The 17,494-nt window shown below is 69.0% G+C and carries 18 protein-coding genes; 10 read left to right on the forward strand and 8 right to left on the reverse strand.

Going from position 1 to position 17,494, the window contains the following annotated elements:
• The first annotated feature begins 54 nt into the window (after positions 1-54).
• Complete coding sequence (locus M3M54_RS05675; protein WP_249021213.1) at positions 55-1,206, forward strand: acyl-CoA dehydrogenase family protein; 1,152 nt, start codon at positions 55-57, stop codon at positions 1,204-1,206.
• 55 nt (positions 1,207-1,261) lie between these two features.
• Here the strand turns inward: M3M54_RS05675 and meaB are convergent, their stop codons facing one another.
• On the reverse strand, positions 1,262-2,242 hold the full coding sequence (gene meaB / locus M3M54_RS05680; protein ID WP_249021214.1) for a methylmalonyl Co-A mutase-associated GTPase MeaB: 981 nt from the start codon (positions 2,240-2,242) through the stop codon (positions 1,262-1,264).
• 57 nt (positions 2,243-2,299) lie between these two features.
• Here meaB and M3M54_RS05685 point away from each other — a divergent pair, with 57 nt between their 5' ends.
• A complete protein-coding gene (locus M3M54_RS05685) occupies positions 2,300-3,004 on the forward strand; it encodes a DapH/DapD/GlmU-related protein (RefSeq protein WP_305883096.1) in 705 nt (234 codons plus the stop codon).
• A gap of 198 nt (positions 3,005-3,202) precedes the next feature.
• Here M3M54_RS05685 and tnpA read toward each other — a convergent pair whose 3' ends face one another.
• Positions 3,203-3,727, reverse strand: a complete 525-nt coding sequence (gene tnpA, locus M3M54_RS05690) for an IS200/IS605 family transposase (protein WP_256465816.1) — start codon at positions 3,725-3,727, stop codon at positions 3,203-3,205.
• Between tnpA and M3M54_RS05695 the strand changes: the two genes are divergently transcribed.
• Positions 3,668-4,852, forward strand: coding sequence for a transposase (locus M3M54_RS05695; RefSeq protein ID WP_249021216.1), 1,185 nt, complete (start codon positions 3,668-3,670; stop codon positions 4,850-4,852). The genes tnpA and M3M54_RS05695 overlap by 60 nt on opposite strands.
• Positions 4,849-5,244 carry a hypothetical protein gene (locus tag M3M54_RS05700; protein WP_249021217.1) on the forward strand — a complete coding sequence of 132 codons (396 nt, stop codon included), beginning with the start codon at positions 4,849-4,851 and terminating at the stop codon, positions 5,242-5,244. The genes M3M54_RS05695 and M3M54_RS05700 overlap by 4 nt, the downstream gene beginning before the upstream one ends.
• Positions 5,245-5,267: 23 nt before the next feature.
• Here the strand turns inward: M3M54_RS05700 and rnhA are convergent, their stop codons facing one another.
• Positions 5,268-5,762, reverse strand: a complete 495-nt coding sequence (gene rnhA / locus M3M54_RS05705) for a ribonuclease HI (protein ID WP_249021218.1) — start codon at positions 5,760-5,762, stop codon at positions 5,268-5,270.
• 119 nt (positions 5,763-5,881) lie between these two features.
• Here rnhA and M3M54_RS05710 point away from each other — a divergent pair, with 119 nt between their 5' ends.
• The 3 genes from M3M54_RS05710 to M3M54_RS05720 are packed head-to-tail and all read left to right on the forward strand — an operon-like array spanning position 5,882 to position 8,379.
• Positions 5,882-6,829 (forward strand): heavy metal-binding domain-containing protein, encoded by a 948-nt coding sequence (locus tag M3M54_RS05710; RefSeq protein WP_249021219.1) that lies wholly within the window; start codon positions 5,882-5,884, stop codon positions 6,827-6,829.
• A 13-nt stretch (positions 6,830-6,842) separates the two neighbouring features.
• Positions 6,843-7,667 carry a heavy metal-binding domain-containing protein gene (locus tag M3M54_RS05715; RefSeq protein ID WP_249021220.1) on the forward strand — a complete coding sequence of 275 codons (825 nt, stop codon included), beginning with the start codon at positions 6,843-6,845 and terminating at the stop codon, positions 7,665-7,667.
• 58 nt (positions 7,668-7,725) lie between these two features.
• Positions 7,726-8,379, forward strand: coding sequence for a YaaA family protein (locus M3M54_RS05720; RefSeq protein WP_249021221.1), 654 nt, complete (start codon positions 7,726-7,728; stop codon positions 8,377-8,379).
• A gap of 110 nt (positions 8,380-8,489) precedes the next feature.
• On the opposite strand, the gene M3M54_RS05725 is transcribed toward M3M54_RS05720, so the two are convergent.
• Positions 8,490-9,416: a hypothetical protein gene (locus M3M54_RS05725; protein WP_249021222.1), complete on the reverse strand. Its 927-nt coding sequence runs from the start codon at positions 9,414-9,416 to the stop codon at positions 8,490-8,492.
• A gap of 73 nt (positions 9,417-9,489) precedes the next feature.
• Positions 9,490-10,269: a bifunctional 2-polyprenyl-6-hydroxyphenol methylase/3-demethylubiquinol 3-O-methyltransferase UbiG gene (locus M3M54_RS05730; RefSeq protein WP_249021223.1), complete on the reverse strand. Its 780-nt coding sequence runs from the start codon at positions 10,267-10,269 to the stop codon at positions 9,490-9,492.
• A gap of 17 nt (positions 10,270-10,286) precedes the next feature.
• Here M3M54_RS05730 and M3M54_RS05735 point away from each other — a divergent pair, with 17 nt between their 5' ends.
• On the forward strand, positions 10,287-11,216 hold the full coding sequence (locus M3M54_RS05735; RefSeq protein WP_249021224.1) for a class I SAM-dependent methyltransferase: 930 nt from the start codon (positions 10,287-10,289) through the stop codon (positions 11,214-11,216).
• Positions 11,217-11,221: 5 nt separating this feature from the next.
• The gene (locus M3M54_RS05740) at positions 11,222-11,848 is read left to right on the forward strand and encodes an LON peptidase substrate-binding domain-containing protein (protein ID WP_249021225.1); all 627 of its coding nucleotides are present in this window, start codon (positions 11,222-11,224) and stop codon (positions 11,846-11,848) included.
• Positions 11,849-11,856: 8 nt separating this feature from the next.
• Here the strand turns inward: M3M54_RS05740 and M3M54_RS05745 are convergent, their stop codons facing one another.
• The 3 genes from M3M54_RS05745 to M3M54_RS05755 all read right to left on the reverse strand — a co-directional run bounded on the left by M3M54_RS05745 (position 11,857) and on the right by M3M54_RS05755 (position 16,432).
• Entirely contained in the window at positions 11,857-14,073 is a 2,217-nt protein-coding gene (locus M3M54_RS05745; RefSeq protein WP_249021226.1) for an LCP family protein, read from the reverse strand.
• A gap of 132 nt (positions 14,074-14,205) precedes the next feature.
• Positions 14,206-15,678, reverse strand: coding sequence for a cell division protein FtsZ (ftsZ, locus tag M3M54_RS05750; RefSeq protein WP_249021227.1), 1,473 nt, complete (start codon positions 15,676-15,678; stop codon positions 14,206-14,208).
• Entirely contained in the window at positions 15,665-16,432 is a 768-nt protein-coding gene (locus M3M54_RS05755; RefSeq protein WP_249021228.1) for a ParA family protein, read from the reverse strand. The genes ftsZ and M3M54_RS05755 overlap by 14 nt, the downstream gene beginning before the upstream one ends.
• A 140-nt stretch (positions 16,433-16,572) precedes the next feature.
• Here M3M54_RS05755 and M3M54_RS05760 point away from each other — a divergent pair, with 140 nt between their 5' ends.
• Positions 16,573-17,493: an ArsA family ATPase gene (locus M3M54_RS05760; protein ID WP_249021229.1), complete on the forward strand. Its 921-nt coding sequence runs from the start codon at positions 16,573-16,575 to the stop codon at positions 17,491-17,493.
• Position 17,494 lies beyond the last annotated feature (1 nt).

Consider the following 17,494-nt stretch of genomic DNA (forward strand, 5'->3'; position numbering starts at 1 on the left):
TACTCGCTCGAGGTATGTGTCGTGTTGACGGTCCACTCATCGTATTGTGCCGACATGGACTTCGAACTCTCAGACGACCAACAACTGCTGCGCGACACGGTGCGCGAATTCGCCCGGGGCGAGATCGCGCCGGTGGCCGAACGACTCGACCGCGACCACGAGTTTCCCTACGAGATCGTGCGCAAGCTGGCCGCGCTTGACCTGATGGGCATCCCCTTTCCCGAAGCATATGGAGGTGCCGGTGGCAGCTCGCTTGACTACGCGCTGGTCGTGGAGGAGCTCACGCGGGTCGACTCGTCGGTCGCGATCACGCTCTGCGCCCACACCTCGCTGGGCACCCAGCCCCTTTATCTCTTCGGCAGCGAGGAGCAGAAGCAGCGTTATCTGCCGCGGCTGTGCAGCGGCGAGATTCTCGGCGCCTTTGGCCTGACCGAGCCGGAGGCGGGCTCAGACGCCGGCAACACCCAGACGCGCGCCCAACTGACCGATGGCGAGTGGGTCATCAACGGGACAAAGCAGTTCATCACCAACGCCGGCACCGAGATCTCGGGGCTGGTGGTGATCACAGCGGTGACCGGGGCCGGCGCGGGCGAGCGCCAGCGCGAGATCTCAAACATCCTGGTGGAGAACGGCACGCCGGGGTATGAGCCCGGCCCGCCCTACCGCAAGCTCGGCTGGCACGCCTCCGACACACGGCCGCTCTCGTTCGCGGATTGCCGCGTGCCCGCCGAAAACCTGGTCGGCGAGCGTGGGCGCGGGCTGGCGCAGTTCCTGCAGGTGCTCGACATCGGCCGGATCGGCGTGGCCGCGATGGGCGTCGGCCTGGCGCAGGGCGCGCTCGATGAGGCGCTGGCCTACGCCAAGCAGCGGCGCGCGTTCGGTCGCTCGATCGTGAGCTTCCAGGCGATCGGCGCCAAGCTCGCGAACCTGGCGACGGAGATTGAGGCCTGCCGGCTGATGGTGCACAAGGCCGCCTGGCTCAAGGACCAGGGTCGCAGCTTCTCGCTGGTGGCGGCGCAGGCCAAGCTCAAGAGCGGGCGGCTGGCCGTGCACGCGGCCGATGAGGCGGTTCAGATCCATGGTGGCTACGGCTACATCGAGGAGTACCCGGTGGCGCGCTTCTACCGCGACGCGAAGGTGCTCACGATCGGCGAGGGGACCGACGAGATCCAGGAGCTGGTGATCGCGCGCGCACTGGGAGCGTGAGCGCCGGCCCGCGGCTCACACCACCCACTCCGCGGCTCACACCACTCACCACGGCTCACGACGGCCGCGCGCGGGCGTCCAGCGTCGCGAGCAGCGCCCGGGCGGCGCTGGCGGGGTCAAGCTCACGCGCGGCCACCTGCTCGAGCAGGTGCTCAACCTCCGGATCCTGGTCGATCGCCGCCTCGAACCGGCGGCGCAGCTCGAGCGCCGCAAGCCCGAGCACAGCCATGCGCAGCCGCCCGCGACGCCGCTGCGCCAGGGTGCCGGAAACCTGGGCGTCACGGTGGTGGTCAAGCAGCGTGGCGCGCAGCTCTTCGACACCCTCGCCGGTGGTCGCACAGGTACGCAGCACCGGCACCTGCCAGCCGTCACGCAGCCCCCCGAGCGCGAGCGCGGCCTTCAGCTCGCGCACGGTCGCCTCGGCCTGCACGTGGTCTGACTTGTTGACAACGATCACGTCCGGGATCTCCATGATCCCCGCCTTGAGCGCCTGAATCGAGTCGCCCGCACCGGGCATCAGCACCAGCACAACGGTGTCAGCATGGGTCGCGACATCCACCTCCGCCTGCCCCACGCCGACCGTTTCGAGCAGCACGAGATCACGGCCGCTGGCATCCATCAAAAGCAGCGCATACAGCGCCGCCTCGCTCAGCCCGCCGAGCGCGCCGCGGCTGGCCATCGAGCGGATGAAGACACCGTCATCCAGAAAGTGGTCTGCAAGCCGGATACGGTCCCCGAGCAGGGCGCCGTGGGATGCCGGCGAGGATGGATCGACAGACAGCACCGCGACCGAGCGTCCCGCCGCGCGCTCCAGGCCGGTCAGCGCCGCAAGCAGCGTTGACTTGCCTGCGCCGGGCGGGCCTGTGAAGCCGACCACGGCCGTGGCGCCGGTGCGCGGATAGACGCTGCGCAGGACCAGCCAGCCGGCCGGATCACCGTTCTCAACCAGCGTGATCGCGCGCGCCAGCGCGCGCCTGTCCCCGGCGAGCAGGCGCTCGGCAAGCTGCTTTGCATCTGCGTCTGCAGGCTCGACCATCGCCGTCCATGATGACGCGAGCGCCCGACGCGTTCAGATCGCAACTAGCATTGCCGCGTGGCAACCAGCCTGAACAACCAGATCGGCGCCCGCGACCAGGCTCGGGAAGCGGCGGAGCTCTCGGTTGCGCCGCAGAGCGCGCCGGCGCCGCTGCACGGCGGCCCGCTCGAGCTGCTGCGTTTCGCTCGCGCAAATCACATGCTGCACTGGCGCTACCTGGTGCTCTGCTCGCGCTGGCTGTGGCTCAAGCTGCGCTGGCGCGGCCGGCTTGTGACCGACGGGCTCTGCTTCGTCCAGGGTGGCGTCAAGTTCGAGATCGGGCGCGACGCGACGGTCGTTTTGGGGCGCTGGTCATGGATCGGTGACGGCTGCAAGATCCGCGCGCACGAGGGCAGGATCGAGCTTGGCGCGAAGTCGGTGCTCGGCCAGGAGTGCACGCTCTCCTGCTTTCAGCACATCTCGATCGGACGCGACTGCATCATCGCCGACCGCACGATGATGATCGACTTTGACCACTGCACCGCCGAGAGCGAGCGCCCGATCCGCAAGCAGGGGATCTACAAGCGCGACGTGCGGGTCGGCCACAACGTCTGGGTCGGCCACGGCGCCAGCATCCTGCGCGGTGTGACCGTCGGCGACAACGCGGTCATCGGGACGGGCGCGGTGGTCACCCACGATGTTTCGCCGAACTCCGTTGTCGGTGGCGCCCCCGCGCGGGTGTTGCGGACCCGCAAGCCCCCGCGCACGCTGCGCTACGACTGACCTCGCCCCCACACGACCCCGCCCCCACACACCACCACGAATCCGGCCAGCCCGCATACGGCTGGAAAACAAGCCCCACCCGGATCGCGGAGCCAGGCGCACAGCAGAGCATTCATTCAGTAGGGCGCCTGGAGGTCTGAGAACATCGGGAAGTGCTTGAATCGTTTTAGGGCGCAAGCCCCTTCCGTGAGGGAGGGGTCAAGCCCGTCCGGGTCGCCCTGGCCTGCGGTTGGGTTCTCGCTGGCTGGCGATGTACGCCCTAACGGCCTGGATGGGCGCACCGCCGGTGGAGAGGACGCAGTAGGACGGGGACCAGAAGTGCTGGCCCCACAGGGCTTGGCGGACCTCTGGCCAGTTCTGTTCCCGAACGATCCGGCTGCTGTTGGTTTTGATCGCCCCGACCAAAGTGGAGAGGCTGATCTTTGGCGGGTAGTCCAACAGCAGGTGTAGGTGGTCGTGCTCTCCGTCGGCTTCAACGAGTGTCACGTCATGGCGTTGGCAGACCTCACGGGTCGTGGCGATCAGCAGTTCGCGTACCCGGTCGGTGATAACCCCCCGCCGGTATTTCGTTACGAGTACGACATGCGCGTGCAAACGGTAGACCACATGCCGTCCGTTCCTGAAATCGTTCGGGTCTGCCGACACAAACCGTATTATAGGGTTATGGCACACCGCTACCGCGCATACCCCACAGCCGGGCAGGCTGCCGGGTGCCGCCGCCATTGCGCGGAGACGCGGTATGTGAAGAATCTCGCGCTTGAGCAGTTCAACCTCTACGACCCGCGTCGTGGACCCACGCCTTCGAGCGCGCAGCGGTTCCGGCAGCTAGCCGAAGCCCGCCGCGAGACATGGCTCGGGGAAGGAAGCTCCGCCGTGCAACAGCAGGCGCTTAGGGATTTCGACCGGGCGCTTCAGAACTGGCGGAAGGGCCACGCGCGGCGGCCGACGTGGTGGAAGGCCGGAGTGCATGAGAGCTTCACGATCCGTGACGTGAACGTCCGCCGGTTCGACCGTCGTTGGGCCGCGATCCTTGTCCCGAAGGTGGGGTGGGTCAGGTTCCGGCTCTCACGTCCGCTCCCGGCCGTGTTCGGGACGGCGCGGTTCACGATGGACCGGGCCGGGCGCTGGCATGTTAGCTTCACCGCCCCCCAGCCCGTGATGCTGCGGGCGCTCACCGGGGCCGTGGTCGGCCTCGACCTCGGGGTCGCAGCCACCATCACGCTCAGTGATGGCCGCCACCTGAGAGCGCCCGTGATGAGCGCCGGGAAGGCGCAGCGGTTGCGGCGGTTGGAGCGCCGCAAAGCCCGCCAGGAGAAGGGCTCGAACCGGCGGGAGCGAACGAAGCGAAGCATCGCCCGGCTGCACGCCCGGCAAGCGGACCGTCGCAAGGATTTCGTGGAACAGACCTCGACCATGCTGGTGCGTGAGCACGACCTGATCGCGCTAGAAGCCCTGAACGTCAGGGGCATGCTCCGTAGCGCCCGTGGCACCGTCCAGCAGCCCGGCACAAGAGTCCGGCAGAAGGCCGGGCTGAACCGCTCGATCAGCCAGCAAGGCTGGTCAATGCTGCGTCGTCGCGTCGAGGACAAGGCCGTGACCTGCGGCGTGCAGGTGGTCGCGGTCGATCCCCGTCGAACCTCACAGACCTGTAACGCCTGCGGTCATGTGGACCCGGCCTCGCGCGAGAGCCAAGCGCGGTTCCGGTGTACCGGCTGCGGACAAGAAACACACGCGGACATAAACGCCGCACTGAACATCCTCGCCGCCGGGCTGGCGGTCACAGGACGTGGAGGGACAGCCGGAAGTAACGGCCCCTGCGAAGCGTCAACCCTGGCAGGAGCGGCATGAGCCGCCCCGAGGGAATCCCCATCCAGAAGGGCGGGGAGGAAGTCAAGGTGCTGATGGTCTGGCTCGGCCACGTGGCCGTGACCGGCGCCGAGCTCGCGGTCGGCTCCGGCAGCTGGGCGTTTCGCACGCAGCTGATGGACCCGCAGCGTCGCGGTGAGTACGGCGGCCTCTCCGAGGTGGCGCGCACCGTGGGGAGCTTCTGGGCCCCGGCGGTGTTCACGTTTGCGGTGATGCACTGGGGCGCCAGCGGCTGGCTTGCGGTCGCCGGGCTGATCGTGCTCGCAAGCGCCGGCCTGCACCCCTCCGCGCGTGTGGCCGAGCGCTTCGCGGCAGCGCACTTCCCGCCAAGCACGCCCGAGCTGAGCGCCGCCGGCGCGGCGCGTCCCGCCTGAGGTGGCGCAGTCAGGCCTCAGCCTCAGCGACCGATCGCCGCCACCGCCAGCTCGTCCGCGCGCTCATTGAGCGGGTGGCCGACGTGCCCCCGCACCCAGTGCCAGCGCACGCGCTCGTGCTCGGCGGCAGCCGCCTCGAGCGCAAGCCACAGCTCCCTGTTTTTGACCGGGTCGCCGGCCGCCGTCCGCCATCCGCGGCGCTTCCAGCCGGCCAGCCAGGAGGTCATGCCGTCGTGCAGGTAGCGCGAATCGGTGACCACACAGACCCGTGAAGGCGACGGGACCGCGCGCAGCCCCTCGAGCGCCGCGGTCATCTCCATGATGTTGTTGGTGGTCAGCGCAAGGCCGCCGCTGCGCTCCTCCACGACCCCGTCCTCCCAGCTGATGACCGCCGCCCAGCCGCCCGGCCCGGGGTTGCCCTGGCAGGCGCCGTCGGTCCAGACGAGCACCTCACCCGGCGCCCGCGCGGGAAGCTCGCCTGCCAGGCGAACCGACTGCTTTCGCCTGGCAGCGGGCATATCGCGGGAGTTTAGGCGAGCGATCCACGCGGCGCCGTGCCCCGAGCCGGCGGTGGAGCTGGTGCGCAAAGCCCAGGAATCTCGCCAAACGCGCCGATGATCTGCGAGCATAGAGCCACATGCCACTCTTCGGACGGCAAAAGGGGGCGCAGCCCCCCACCCCGGAGGAGCTTCAGGCGGCCGAGGTCGACCTCGAGCGAATCCGCCAGGGCGGCATCCCGCTGGGCGCCGAGCAGCGTCTGAAGCGCATCGCGACCGCCAGCAAGCCTTTTTTCACCAGCGACCTGACCGCCAAGGAGTACGCGCTCGCCGACGCATCGGGACTGCAGCCGCTCGCACAGGTGATGGGCTCGGCGGTTGTTCAGAAGGGCTTCATGGGCAACCAGGGCATGTACATCAACACCGGCGAGCTGCGCGCCCTGGCGCAGCCCTGGAACATGGCGCGCGATCTTGCCTTTGACCGCCTGCGCCAGGAGGCCACACACGCCGGCGCCGACGCTGTGATCGGGATCGAGCTCGCCGCCGGCTCGCTCGGCGAGCCCGGCAACATCGAGCTCGTCGTGTTCGGCACCGCGGTGCGCGACAGCACCAAGCCGGCCGGTGCGAAGCACGGCCCGGCGATGTGCACGCTCTCGGGCCAAGACGTCGACAAGCTGCGCCGCATCGGAGCGGAGATCCGCGGCGTGGTGGGCTACACCGCGGTCATCTCGACGGCTCTGGGCAGGAACTCCGCCTGGGCAATGAACTCAGGGGGCATGATGGGCGCCGGTGGCGGCGCCCGCATGAACGTCGAGATCACCGAGATCGCCCAGGGTGTCTACGACGCACGCAACCGCGCGATGCTCGCGGTCCGCCGCCAGGCCAACGAGGTGGAGGCAAACAACATCGTGGTCTCCACGCTGCGCCACACGATCGAGCACTTCGAGTACGAGCAACCGGGCGGTTTCCGTGCCCACTACTTCCACGTAACCATGAACATTCTCGGCACGGCCATCCGGCTCGGCGCCCGTGACCCCCACCCGGCGCCGCTGGCCAATCCGGTTCTGTCCGTGAATCTCGGCGCCTAGCAAAGGAGCAGCGATGTCGACCTACGATCCCAAGAGCACCGAGGGCCTGGCAGCGCACGCGAGCGAGCGCCTGCAGATGAACGCCCGCGGGCTGTTCACCTCAGACCTCTCGGTCAACGAGTACCTCTGCGTGGAGAAGGCCGGCTTCTCGCCCGTCGGCCTCGTCGTCGGCTCGAGCATCTATCACGTCGGCTACCAGTTCGCGGGCCTGCGCCAGAGCCAGGAGCTGGACGTGCTGAGCCAGGCGATGTACAACGCCCGCGAGCTGGCGATGACACGCATGGAGGAGGAGGCCGACCAGCTCGGCGCCGACGGGGTCGTGGGGGTGCGACTCGACATCGGGCGCTACGAGTGGGGCGCCGATATGGCCGAGTTCATCGCCGTCGGCACCGCGATCAAGCACAAGGAGGGCAGGCTGCACCGCGCGCCCAACGGCCGCCCGTTCACGAGCGACCTCTCCGGCCAGGCGTTCTGGACACTGATGCAGACCGGCAAGCGCCCGGTGGGCATGGTGATGGGCAGCTGCGTCTACCACGTGGCCCACCGGGGCATGATGCAGTCGCTCAAGCAGACCGGCCAGAACGTCGAGCTCTCGCAGTACACCCAGGCGCTCTACGACGCGCGCGAGCTGGCAATGGAGCGCATGCAGAAGGAGGCGGAGGCGATTGGCGACGGGGTGCTCGGGATCGTCGAGGTCAAGCTGCACGAGAACAGCCACGGCTGGGGTAGCCACGTGATCGAGTTCTTTGCGCTGGGGACCGCGGTGGTCGCCAACGAGCACGTAAGCGAAGGCATGACCCTGCCGGAGATCACCCCGGTTCTGGACATCAACGACTGACCAGGGCCAGCGTCCGCCGCCACCGCGGGCTCCCACGAGCCCACAGGCGCGCGTGAGCTTGACCGGCGCAACAGCCGTGCTCGTACTGCTGCCCCCATCGCGGACCCAGGCCGCGCCCGCTTCGGGGCGCCCGCTTTCGCTGGCCAGGCTCGCCTACCCGTCGCTGGAGGCGCAGCGCGAAAGACTGATCGCGCTGGTCGACCCCGGGCTCGTGAGCGCACCGGCCAGACCCGCCGCCGAGCTCTACACCGGCGTCCTCTACAGGGAGCTCGGGCTCGCCGAGCTGCCGTGGCGGGGCGTGCTGATCGCAAGCGCGCTGTGGGGCGTCGTACGCCCCGGCGACCGCATCCCCGCCTACCGCCTGGACATCGCCAGCAAGCTGCCGGGGCTGGGCGGCCTTGCGGCCTACTGGCGCGATCCGCTGCGTGCGGCACTGCCCGATCGCGGGCTCGTGCTCGACCTGCGCTCAGGCGCCTACGCCGCCGCCTGGCGACCGCAGCGCGCCAACCTGCTGGCGGTCCGTGCGTTTCGTGAGGCACCGGACGGCAGCCGCAGCGTGGTCACGCACATGGCCAAGCAGACCCGCGGGCGCATCGCGCGGCTGGTGCTGCAGGCGGGCTCGCTGAAGGCACCCGAGCAGGTGGCCGAGCTTGCCAGCGCCGCCGGTCTGCGCGTCGAGCTGCGCCCCGGGACACTCGACGTTATCCATTGAAGCTCTGACGCTGATCCGCTGCCGGCCAGCCCGCTGGCTGGCCGGCGCGCACCGGCCCCGCGCCGGTCCGTGGCTGTCGCCGCCAGCGCACCCGGCGCCGCGTCCCCGGCTCAGCCGATTGAGATGCTCAGGCCACCACCGCTGGCCGACGACTTGCCGCTGGCCGGCGGCTGGCCGCTGGCCGGCGGCTGGCCGCGATGGTGGTGGCGAGGCCGTGGCGGCTGATGGCGGTGACGGCGCGGCGCCGTGGCGGCGCTGGCAGCGAACGTCGCCAGCTTCGGCTTGACCGCGAAGTAGCGCAGCTCGCTGCGCCAGGTGAACGTCAGCTCCGCGGTCGAGTAGCCCGACAGGATCAGGTAGGCGAACGATCCGCTGCCACCGGTTGAGGCGTACCCGCCGCCGGCCACCAGCGGCGCCGGCGTGCGGTTCCAGAGGATGATGTCGCGGTGCTCCCAGCACCCGGGCGCACCCGCTGCTGGGCAGGCGAGGTTGGTGTCAAAGCCGTTTGGCCCGTCGTCGTACATCCACATGTAGTCGGCGGCGACGATCGAGCTGGCAGCGGCCCAGATCCCCCCGCCACCAAGGAACCCGCCGCTCGGGAGCGATGGGTCGCTGTCGCTGGCGGCACCCTGGGCGGCGAGCCCGTTGAGCGTCGCGCTGAGGCCGACGATCGGCGCAAGGCCCCGGTTGACGCGCTCCAGGTTGATCAGCACAAAGCCCTGCTGCACCGGGGTGAGCGTGGCGAAGTTCGACGGCAGCACGAGCGGCCCGAGGCCCTCGTGGGCGCGACAGGCGTCGATGTTGGCAACACCCCAGGAACCGCTGGCGGGCGCGCTGCGGTCACAGTCGGCGGCGGGGTTTCGCAGATCGGCGGCGCGGCGGCGCAGGTTGACCGCACGATGCTGTGAGCTGACACTGAGGCTGTGCGGCGTGACGATGCTGAACGTGAACGCTTGGGCGGCGGCGCTTGCCACCAGCGTTGTTGCGAGCGCCAGGCAGAGGGACAGCAGTGAGAGGATCCAAGCGCGCTTTTGCACTGTCCTTTATGTCGGCAGCGGCGCGGCTTGGCGTAGCGGCGCGCGCCTGCCTACAACAAAGGTCCAGGCGCACTCACCTGCAGACGGCCAAAAAGTCCAGGGCGCGGTACAGCGGCCGCTGCATGGTCAGCTCAAAGTCGCGTGCGGTGATGCTCGCCGTGAAGCGCTCATAGAACGGCTTGGTGACCCCCAGGCGGCGATGCAGCCGGTCCCAGCCGAGCGCGAGCGCGCGATCGTGCGCGCGCAGCCTGCCGGCGTGATAGACGCCGTGGATCTCCACCGAGGCGAACACCGCCTCGCACAGCGCGCGAAACTCGTGCGCCCGATACTCCCGCAGGTGCCAGGGGTTGTCGGACTTCACCGCGCCCGGTGCCGCGATCGTGAGCAGGTTGGGCGTCGAGATGTAGACAACGCCGCCTGGCGCCACCAGTGTGCGGAGGTGCGCCAGCGCTTCCTCGGGGTTGTGCAGGTGCTCGATCGTCTGCAGCAGCGTGACGACATCGCACATTCCCGGATGGCCGTAGTGCTCGAGCATCGCGCGCTCGAAGCGCAGGCCGGGCGCGCTGTAGCGCAGCCGCGCGTGCTCGTGAGCCTCGGGGTTGGCGTCAACACCGGTCACGCTGGCGGCGGTCCGCGCGAGCGCGGCGGCGCCATATCCCTCGCCGCAGGCGAGGTCGAGCACACGCAGCCCGCTGACGCGCGCGGCGATCCACTCATAGACGGCCAGGTGGCGCATGAACCAGTAGTTCTCGGCCGGAACGTCTGGGAGCGTGCGCTCCCCGGTGAGCATCAGCGGCGGCACTCCGGCAGGCTGGTCACGCTGCACGTAGGGGTCGGCAACCACACGCGACACGGTAACGTCATCCCGAGATGCAGGCGCTCCGCACCCCCGAGCAGATTCGCGACGTGAACACGCGCTACCACGATGTCGCGGCCAGCGGCTATGACCAGAAGTGGGGGATCGACTTCGGGCCGACAGGGCGCGCGCAGGTGCTGGCGAAGGCACGCCGAGGGCTGGGCCCGCGCATCGACGCTGGCTTCCCGCGCGCGCTCGAGGTGGGCGCCGGCACCGGCTACTTCGGCCTGCACCTGGCGCAGGCCGGCGTGATCACCGAGCTCACCTGCACCGATATCTCCGCCGGCATGCTCGAGGCGCTCAGCACCAACGCCAGAGAACTTGGGTTGGAGGCCGTGGAGACGGTGCGCACCGACGCCGAAGCGCTGCCCTTCGCGGATCAGAGCTTCGATCTGGTCTTCGGGCATGCGATCCTGCACCATCTTCCGGACCTCGAGCGGGCCTTTGCGGAGTTTCAGCGTGTGCTGCGGCCGGACGGCCTGATCCTCTTTGCCGGTGAGCCATCGTCGGTCGGCGACCGCCTGGCGCGGGTTCCGAAGCGCGCCGCTCAGCTTGCGGCGCCGCTGTGGCGTCGGGCGCTCGGTGCCGCGGCCGCCCACCCACCGCACGAAGACCAGGGACCGGAGCCCTCCGGGCATCAGCTCGAAGGCGAGGTCGACATCCATACCTTCGAGCCCGGACAGCTCGCGCGACTTGCGCGCGGGGCCGGACTCGTCGACGTGGAGGTCCAGGGCGAGGAGCTGCTCGCCAACTGGTTTGGCTGGTTCAACCGCGGGCTCGAGTCGACGGCCGTGTCCAGCGACGTGCCGTGGTGCTGGCGCCAGTACGCGTTTCGCGGCTACCTGTACCTGCAGCGTCTGGATCGCGCCGCCCTCGAGCCGCACCTGCCCAAGGCGCTGTTCTACAACCTGCTGCTCAGCGGCAGACGACCGGCGGACGGCTGAGCTCCTTGACCGAGACCACCGCGCACGGCTTTCCGCTGTTTCCGCTGCAGCTCGTGGTGCTACCGACCGAACTGGTGCCGCTGCACATCTTCGAGGAGCGCTACAGGACGATGATCGAGGACTGTCTGGCCTCCGATAGCGAGTTTGGGATCGTCTGGATGGCCGATGAGGGCCTGCGCGAGTACGGCTGCGCCTGCCGGGTGGAGCGGGTCACCGAACGCTTCGACGACGGGCGGCTGAACCTGCTGGCACGGGGTACGAGGCCGGTTCGCATCCTCGAGCGAGAGCGCGACCTGGCTTACCCGGCCGGCTTCGTCGCCTTTCCCGAGGACCTGCGTGAGCACTCCCAGGAGGCGCTGCTCGCACTCGCCCGCGGCGTCTACGCCAAGCTCGTGCAGACCGCCACCGAACGCGAGCTCAGCGAAGCCGAGCTGGCGCCGCTGTCCGCCTACGCGATGGCGGCGACGGTCGACTTCGGGCTCGAGTCAAAGCAGACGCTGCTCGAGCTGCGCTCCGAACAGGCTCGTCTGGAGCTGGTCACACGCCTGTTTCGTGCCGCCCTCAAGCGGCTTGACTTCGTGGACCGGGCCCAGGCCCGCGCGCGGTCAAACGGCAAGGTCCGCTTCGGCTGAACGACCCGCTAAGGGATCACGACGATCAGCTTGGCTCGCGGACCGGCGGCGGCCTGGGCGGCCGGGTCGGCGGGCGCCACCAGCGGCGAATCGGCGCTCAGCACGTGCGCAAGCAGCTTCGCCTGGGCGTGCGAACCGACCGTGTAGAGAACCTCGTATCCATCTGGCGCGGGTGAGTTCAGGTTCGCCGCACCGAGCACATCCAGGTGTTTGGCGCGCAGCGAGCGTGCCAGCTTGGCGGCCGCACCCTGCGTGGTGCCGGCGTTGAGCACCACAACCGGCGCGGTCACCGGCGAGACAGCCGGCTTGGGGCGTGGGCGTGGCCGGGCCGCACCGGTGGCGACCGCGGCCACGACGCCACCGCCGGCGAGCACGAACGCGATCAGCGCCGCCAGCGCGAAGGTGCGCATCGACCCGCCCTGACGGTAGACGGCGCGGTCGCTGCGGGCCCCGACCGCGACGTTGCCACCGACCCCTGCCGCCGCCGGCAGCGGCAGCCCGCCGGCGACGCGCGACAGCTGCCCTTCGAGTGCCACCAGGCGGTCGCTGACCCGACCGGCGGCCGCCCGCATATCACCGACCCTGGCGTGGCGGCGCCACAGCAAAAGGCTTCCGCTCAGCAGCGCGATAACCGCCAAAAAGCCGCCCACCTCGCCGGCCGTCTGCAGCGGTGACGGGGCGGCGCTGGTCAGCGTGACGCTGGCCGGCGGCGCCGTCTGATGCTGTACGTCCTTGCGGACCGAGCCGGCGGCGGCCCCGATCACCGGCGCCGTCCGCTCCGCCACATCAAGCATCTGCGTGTTGGTCAAACCGAGCGTCAGCGTGTTCGAAACCCAGTAGCCGGCACCGTTGGCAAACCAGGCGACCGTCTTGATGTGCGCGCCGTCGTAGTAGACGTAGTAGGTGCGGCCCACGAACTTGAACGACTGCGTCGGGCTGTCGAAGATGGGCGCCGTCAGCCAGGTGGTTCCCTGCACGTCGTAGTACTGGCCGAGCAGGCCCGTGGAGAAGACGGCCACGTAGATCGGGTAGTTGTGCCCGCCCGGCGCCGGGATCGTGTAGCTGCGCAGGCGCGTCGGGTACCCGTAGCCGTTGTCAATCTTCACCGGTGGTATCTCCAGCGGAAACGGGAGCCCGTGCGCCATCGTCCTGGCCCGCGCCATGGTCGCGGCTGAAACCGGCACCAGGTCGGGGGTTGGCGCCTTGGAGGACCGCACGCGCTTGGCGAGCCCCACGGTCGTGCGCTTGGCCGGCGGGATCCCCGTCCCGTACAGGAAGGAGTCGACGCTCTCCTTGATCTGCTGCGGCGTTGACGTCACGCAGGCGCAGTTGGTCACCACCCCAAGGTTTGCCCGGAAGTGCACCTGGCGCACAGGCCGGCTGGCGACCTGAATGAGTGTGCCGATCAGGTTCTGCACACCCTGCTGGGTGTGCAGCGAAGCGTCGGTCTGCACGAGGTGGCCGAAGATGTTCTCGAACTTCGAGATGTGGTCGATCAGCGTGGGTCCGTACTGCTGCTTGACCTCCAGCAGGAAGTCCTGGTCGCGCGCGTCACGTTCGATCGAGGTGTCGTCGTGGCGGTAGGTGACGAACTGCAGCGCTTGGCGCCCGCAGAGCTTCTGATACCCGGGTTGCAGGTTCACCTGGAAATACTGCGCACCGCCGGGCCGGTTGACGTGGAAGTAGCGCCTGTCGATCATTCCGTAGACGCAGCCCATCTGGTTTACGGCCTTGACGAAGTTGCCGAAGTCGATCTCCACCACATGGTTGACCGACAGCCCGGTGACCTGCTTGATCATCGACACCACCCGGTTGATGCCCCCGCACATCAGCGCCGCATTCAGGCGCGTGGTGGTTAGACCGTTGCAGCTCGGGTTGAACGTCACCTGCAGCTCGCGCGGGATCGACATCATCGAGATCCACGGCTTGCCCGGGTCGATCCGCACGAGCAGCATCTCGTTGGCGTGTGGCACGACCGGGGTCGTGCTCGTGTGCAGCCGCTGGTCGTTGCCGATCAGCAAAAGCGTCTGCGGGCCGCCGAAGGGCGCTGGCGCGAGCGTCCCGTTGCTCAGCACCAGGCTCTTGTTGGAACCGATCGCGTGCGCGAGCTGTGCCACCTGCGCGTTGACGAAGACGACCGTTGTGGCCGCAGCCGCCACCACGACGGCGAACGCGGCCACGAACAGCCGCAATGGCGCAGGCAGGCGTCGGCCATTTCCTCGCATCGGCGATGATGATATTGGCCGCCGCATACGGATCCCGTGAAGGAGACCTACCGGAAACCTAAAGGAGGTTGGCGACGAGCGTCACGCGCGCTCAGCGGCACGTGCGAGGGCGACCTGTGAGCGGCAGGGAAGTCATCCGCGCGGGATGAATTCCGGGACCTCGAGCACCTCGGCCATGCGAGGCGCGGTCCGCGAAAGGCTCCCGTCGCCGCGGCGAACGCGCGGCTCGCCGGCCGGCTCCACAAGCCGCGCGCGCGGCCTGGGCTCGTCGAACCCGGTGGCGACCACGGTGATCCAGACCTGCCCGCCCTCGATCTTCTCGTCGACCATGGCGCCGAAGATGATGTTCGCGTCCGGGTCGGCCGCCTCCGCCACCGCCCTGGCGGCTTCGTTGACCTCCCACAGCGACATGTCCGCGCCACCGGTGATCGACAGCAGGATCGAGCGCGCACCGTCCACGCTGGTCTCGAGCAGCGGCGAGGCGACAGCCGCCTCGGCCGCGTCGACGGCACGACGTTCGCCGGTGCCCATGCCGATGCCTAAAAGCGCGCTGCCGGCGTCGGACATGATCGTGCGCACGTCGGCGAAATCAAGGTTGATCAGGCCCGGAAGCGTGACCAGGTCGGAGATGCCCTGCACACCCTGGCGCAGCACGTCATCGGCCACGCGGAACGCGTCGACCATCGTGGTGTTGCGGTCGAGCACCGTGAGCAGGCGGCTGTTGGGCACGACGATCAGGGTGTCGACCGCATCCTTGAGCGTCTGGATGCCGGCTTCAGCCTGCTCGCGCCGACGGCTGCCTTCGAACTGGAACGGGCGTGTGACGATGCCGACCGTCAGCGACCCCAGCTCACGCGCAATTTCGGCCACCACCGGCGCGGCGCCGGTGCCGGTTCCGCCCCCGGCGCCCGCGGCGATGAAGACCAGGTCGGCACCCCGCAGCAGCGCCTTGATCTGGTCGTGCTCCTCGCGCGCGGCCTGCCTGCCCAGGTCAGGGTTCGAGCCGGAGCCGAGACCGCGGGTGATCGCCTCGCCGATGTGCAGCGTGGTGCTCGCCGCCGAAGTCTGCAGCGATTGCAGGTCGGTGTTGATGGCGATGAACTCAACGCCCTCGATGTCAGCCTCGATCATGCGGTTGACCGCGTTCACGCCGGCGCCGCCGACGCCAACCACCCGGATCACCGGCCGCCCGACCGGGCGCAGTGAACTGGACACCGACTCAAAGTGGGTCTGCGGCCGCGCGTAGACATCCTCGATCGGGACCGGCCGTTGCGGCTCGTCGCCGGCGGCCGGCGGATCCATCAGGCTCTCCGGCATGTCGACGGCGAACGCCAGCTCCAGCCGTTGTTGGGGCGTGGGCACACCCGGCAGCCGCGGCTGTCCGGTGCCAACACCGTGTTCACCCGGTGCGCTCAGCGGCGCGGACGGGGCCAGCGAGGGATGCGGCAGCGTACGCGCCTGTGTCGGGGCGGCGGGCGCCTCGGGCTCCGGCGCCTCGGCGGGCGCTGCTTGACGGTCGAGCTGGGCTGCCGTGTCTTCCACGGTCTTGCGGAAGAGCTGCGAAAGCGGCCCCTCACGCATGCTCGCGCGTTTAGCGGTGGGCATTGGCCAGGACCTCCTTAGCGAGCTGACGGTAGGAGTGCGCGGCGATCCCGTCCGGTTCGTACTTGAGCACCGACATGCCCTTCACCGGCGCTTCGGCGAAGCGCACGGTCTTACGAATCCTTGAAGCGAACACACGATCACCGAAGTTTTCCTCGAGGAGCTCGATCGCCTCCTTGGCGTGCAGCGTGCGGGTGTCGACCATGGTCGGCAGGATGCCCTGGATCTCCACGTTCGGATTGAGGTTCTCGCGGATCATCGCCAATGTGTTCTGCAGCTGAATCAGCCCGCGCATCGATAGGTACTCACACTGCACCGGCACGATAACCCGGCTGGCGGCGGTAAGCGCGTTGATCGTCAGCAGGCCGAGACTCGGTGGCGTGTCGATGAAGCAGTAGTCGTAGTCCTCTGAAACCTCACGCAGCGCCCGCTCGAGCGAGCGCTCACGGCCGATCATCGTCGACATCGCGATCTCAGCCCCAGCCAGATCGATCGAGGCGCAGGCCACGTCAACCTCACGCTTGTGGATCACCTGCCTGATCGGCATCTTGTTGACGAGCACGTCATACATCGACTCCTTGAGGTTGTCCGGGTCGATGCCTTGAGACATGGTCAGGTTCCCCTGAGGATCCATGTCGCAGCAGAGCACGCGGTAGCCCTGCTCGGCGAATGCCGCGGCAAGGTTGAGCGTGGTGGTGGTCTTCGCTACGCCGCCCTTCTGGTTGGCGAACGCGATCACCTCGAGGCTTCCCGTCACGGGCGTTCCTCCAAATGCGGGCGGTTTGCTGACAGACGCATACGCCGCCTGTATTCGCAGCCCAGCCTGCGATTCCTGCTAACGCGGCCGGTGCCCGCGGGCGGCCGCAGCCCGGGCGGCCGCTCGGCTATGTTGCAGGCGTGCCGGAACCCTCGCTGCTCAGCCGCCGCCTGATCTTCCTCACCGGGAAGGGAGGCGTCGGCAAGACGACCGTCGCGTTCGCGCTCGCACAGGCCGCGGCGTCATCCGGTCGCAGAACGCTGGTCGCCGACCTCCAAGGCAGCGGCGACACGCGCGAGGTCGAGGTCGCGCCGGGGCTGATGCACGTTTCGATCGACCCGCAGTCGGCCATGGAGCAGTACCTGAGCGTCCAGGTCCCGGCCCCAGCCGCTCATCTGCTGCGCCAGAGCCACCTCTTCGCCGCCTTTGCGATGGCAACACCGGGCATGCGCGAGCTTTTGTGCATGGGCAAGTTCTGGGAGTTGGCGCAGCACGAGCGCCGCACCGCCGACGCCGAGCCCTACGATCTGGTGGTGGTTGACGCACCCGCCTCCGGTCACGGGGCGGCGCTGCTGCGCGCGCCCCGCACCTTCGCCGAGATCGCGCGCGTCGGTCCGATCGCACACCAGGCGCGAACGATCGCACAGACCTTCGCCGATCCCGACTTCACAGCCGTGCTCGCCGTCACCACGGCCGAGGAGATGCCGGTCACTGAGACGCTCGAGCTGCAGGACTCGCTCAAGCGGGGACCGGACCCTCTGAAGCTCCACGCCGTCATCCTCAACGCGCTCTATCCACGGCGCTTCAGCGACGCCGACACGCACACGCTCGAGGCGCTGCGAAACCGTGGCCGGACCTCGACAGAGCTGCGCACGATCCTCGACGCGGCGCTCGCCGAGCACGCCCGCGCACGCTCCCAGGAGCGACAGGAGGAGCGCCTGCGACTCGCCTTCCCAGACCGGCTGCTCACCCTCCCCTACCTGTTTGAGCCGGAGTTGAAGCTGCCCCAGGTGGCGCTGCTTGCGGCCGAGCTGGATGCGCAGCTCGTGGGAGGCAACTAGC

The sequence above is a fragment of the Conexibacter sp. S30A1 genome (genome assembly GCF_023330665.1).
Lineage (GTDB): Bacteria > Actinomycetota > Thermoleophilia > Solirubrobacterales > Solirubrobacteraceae > Palsa-465.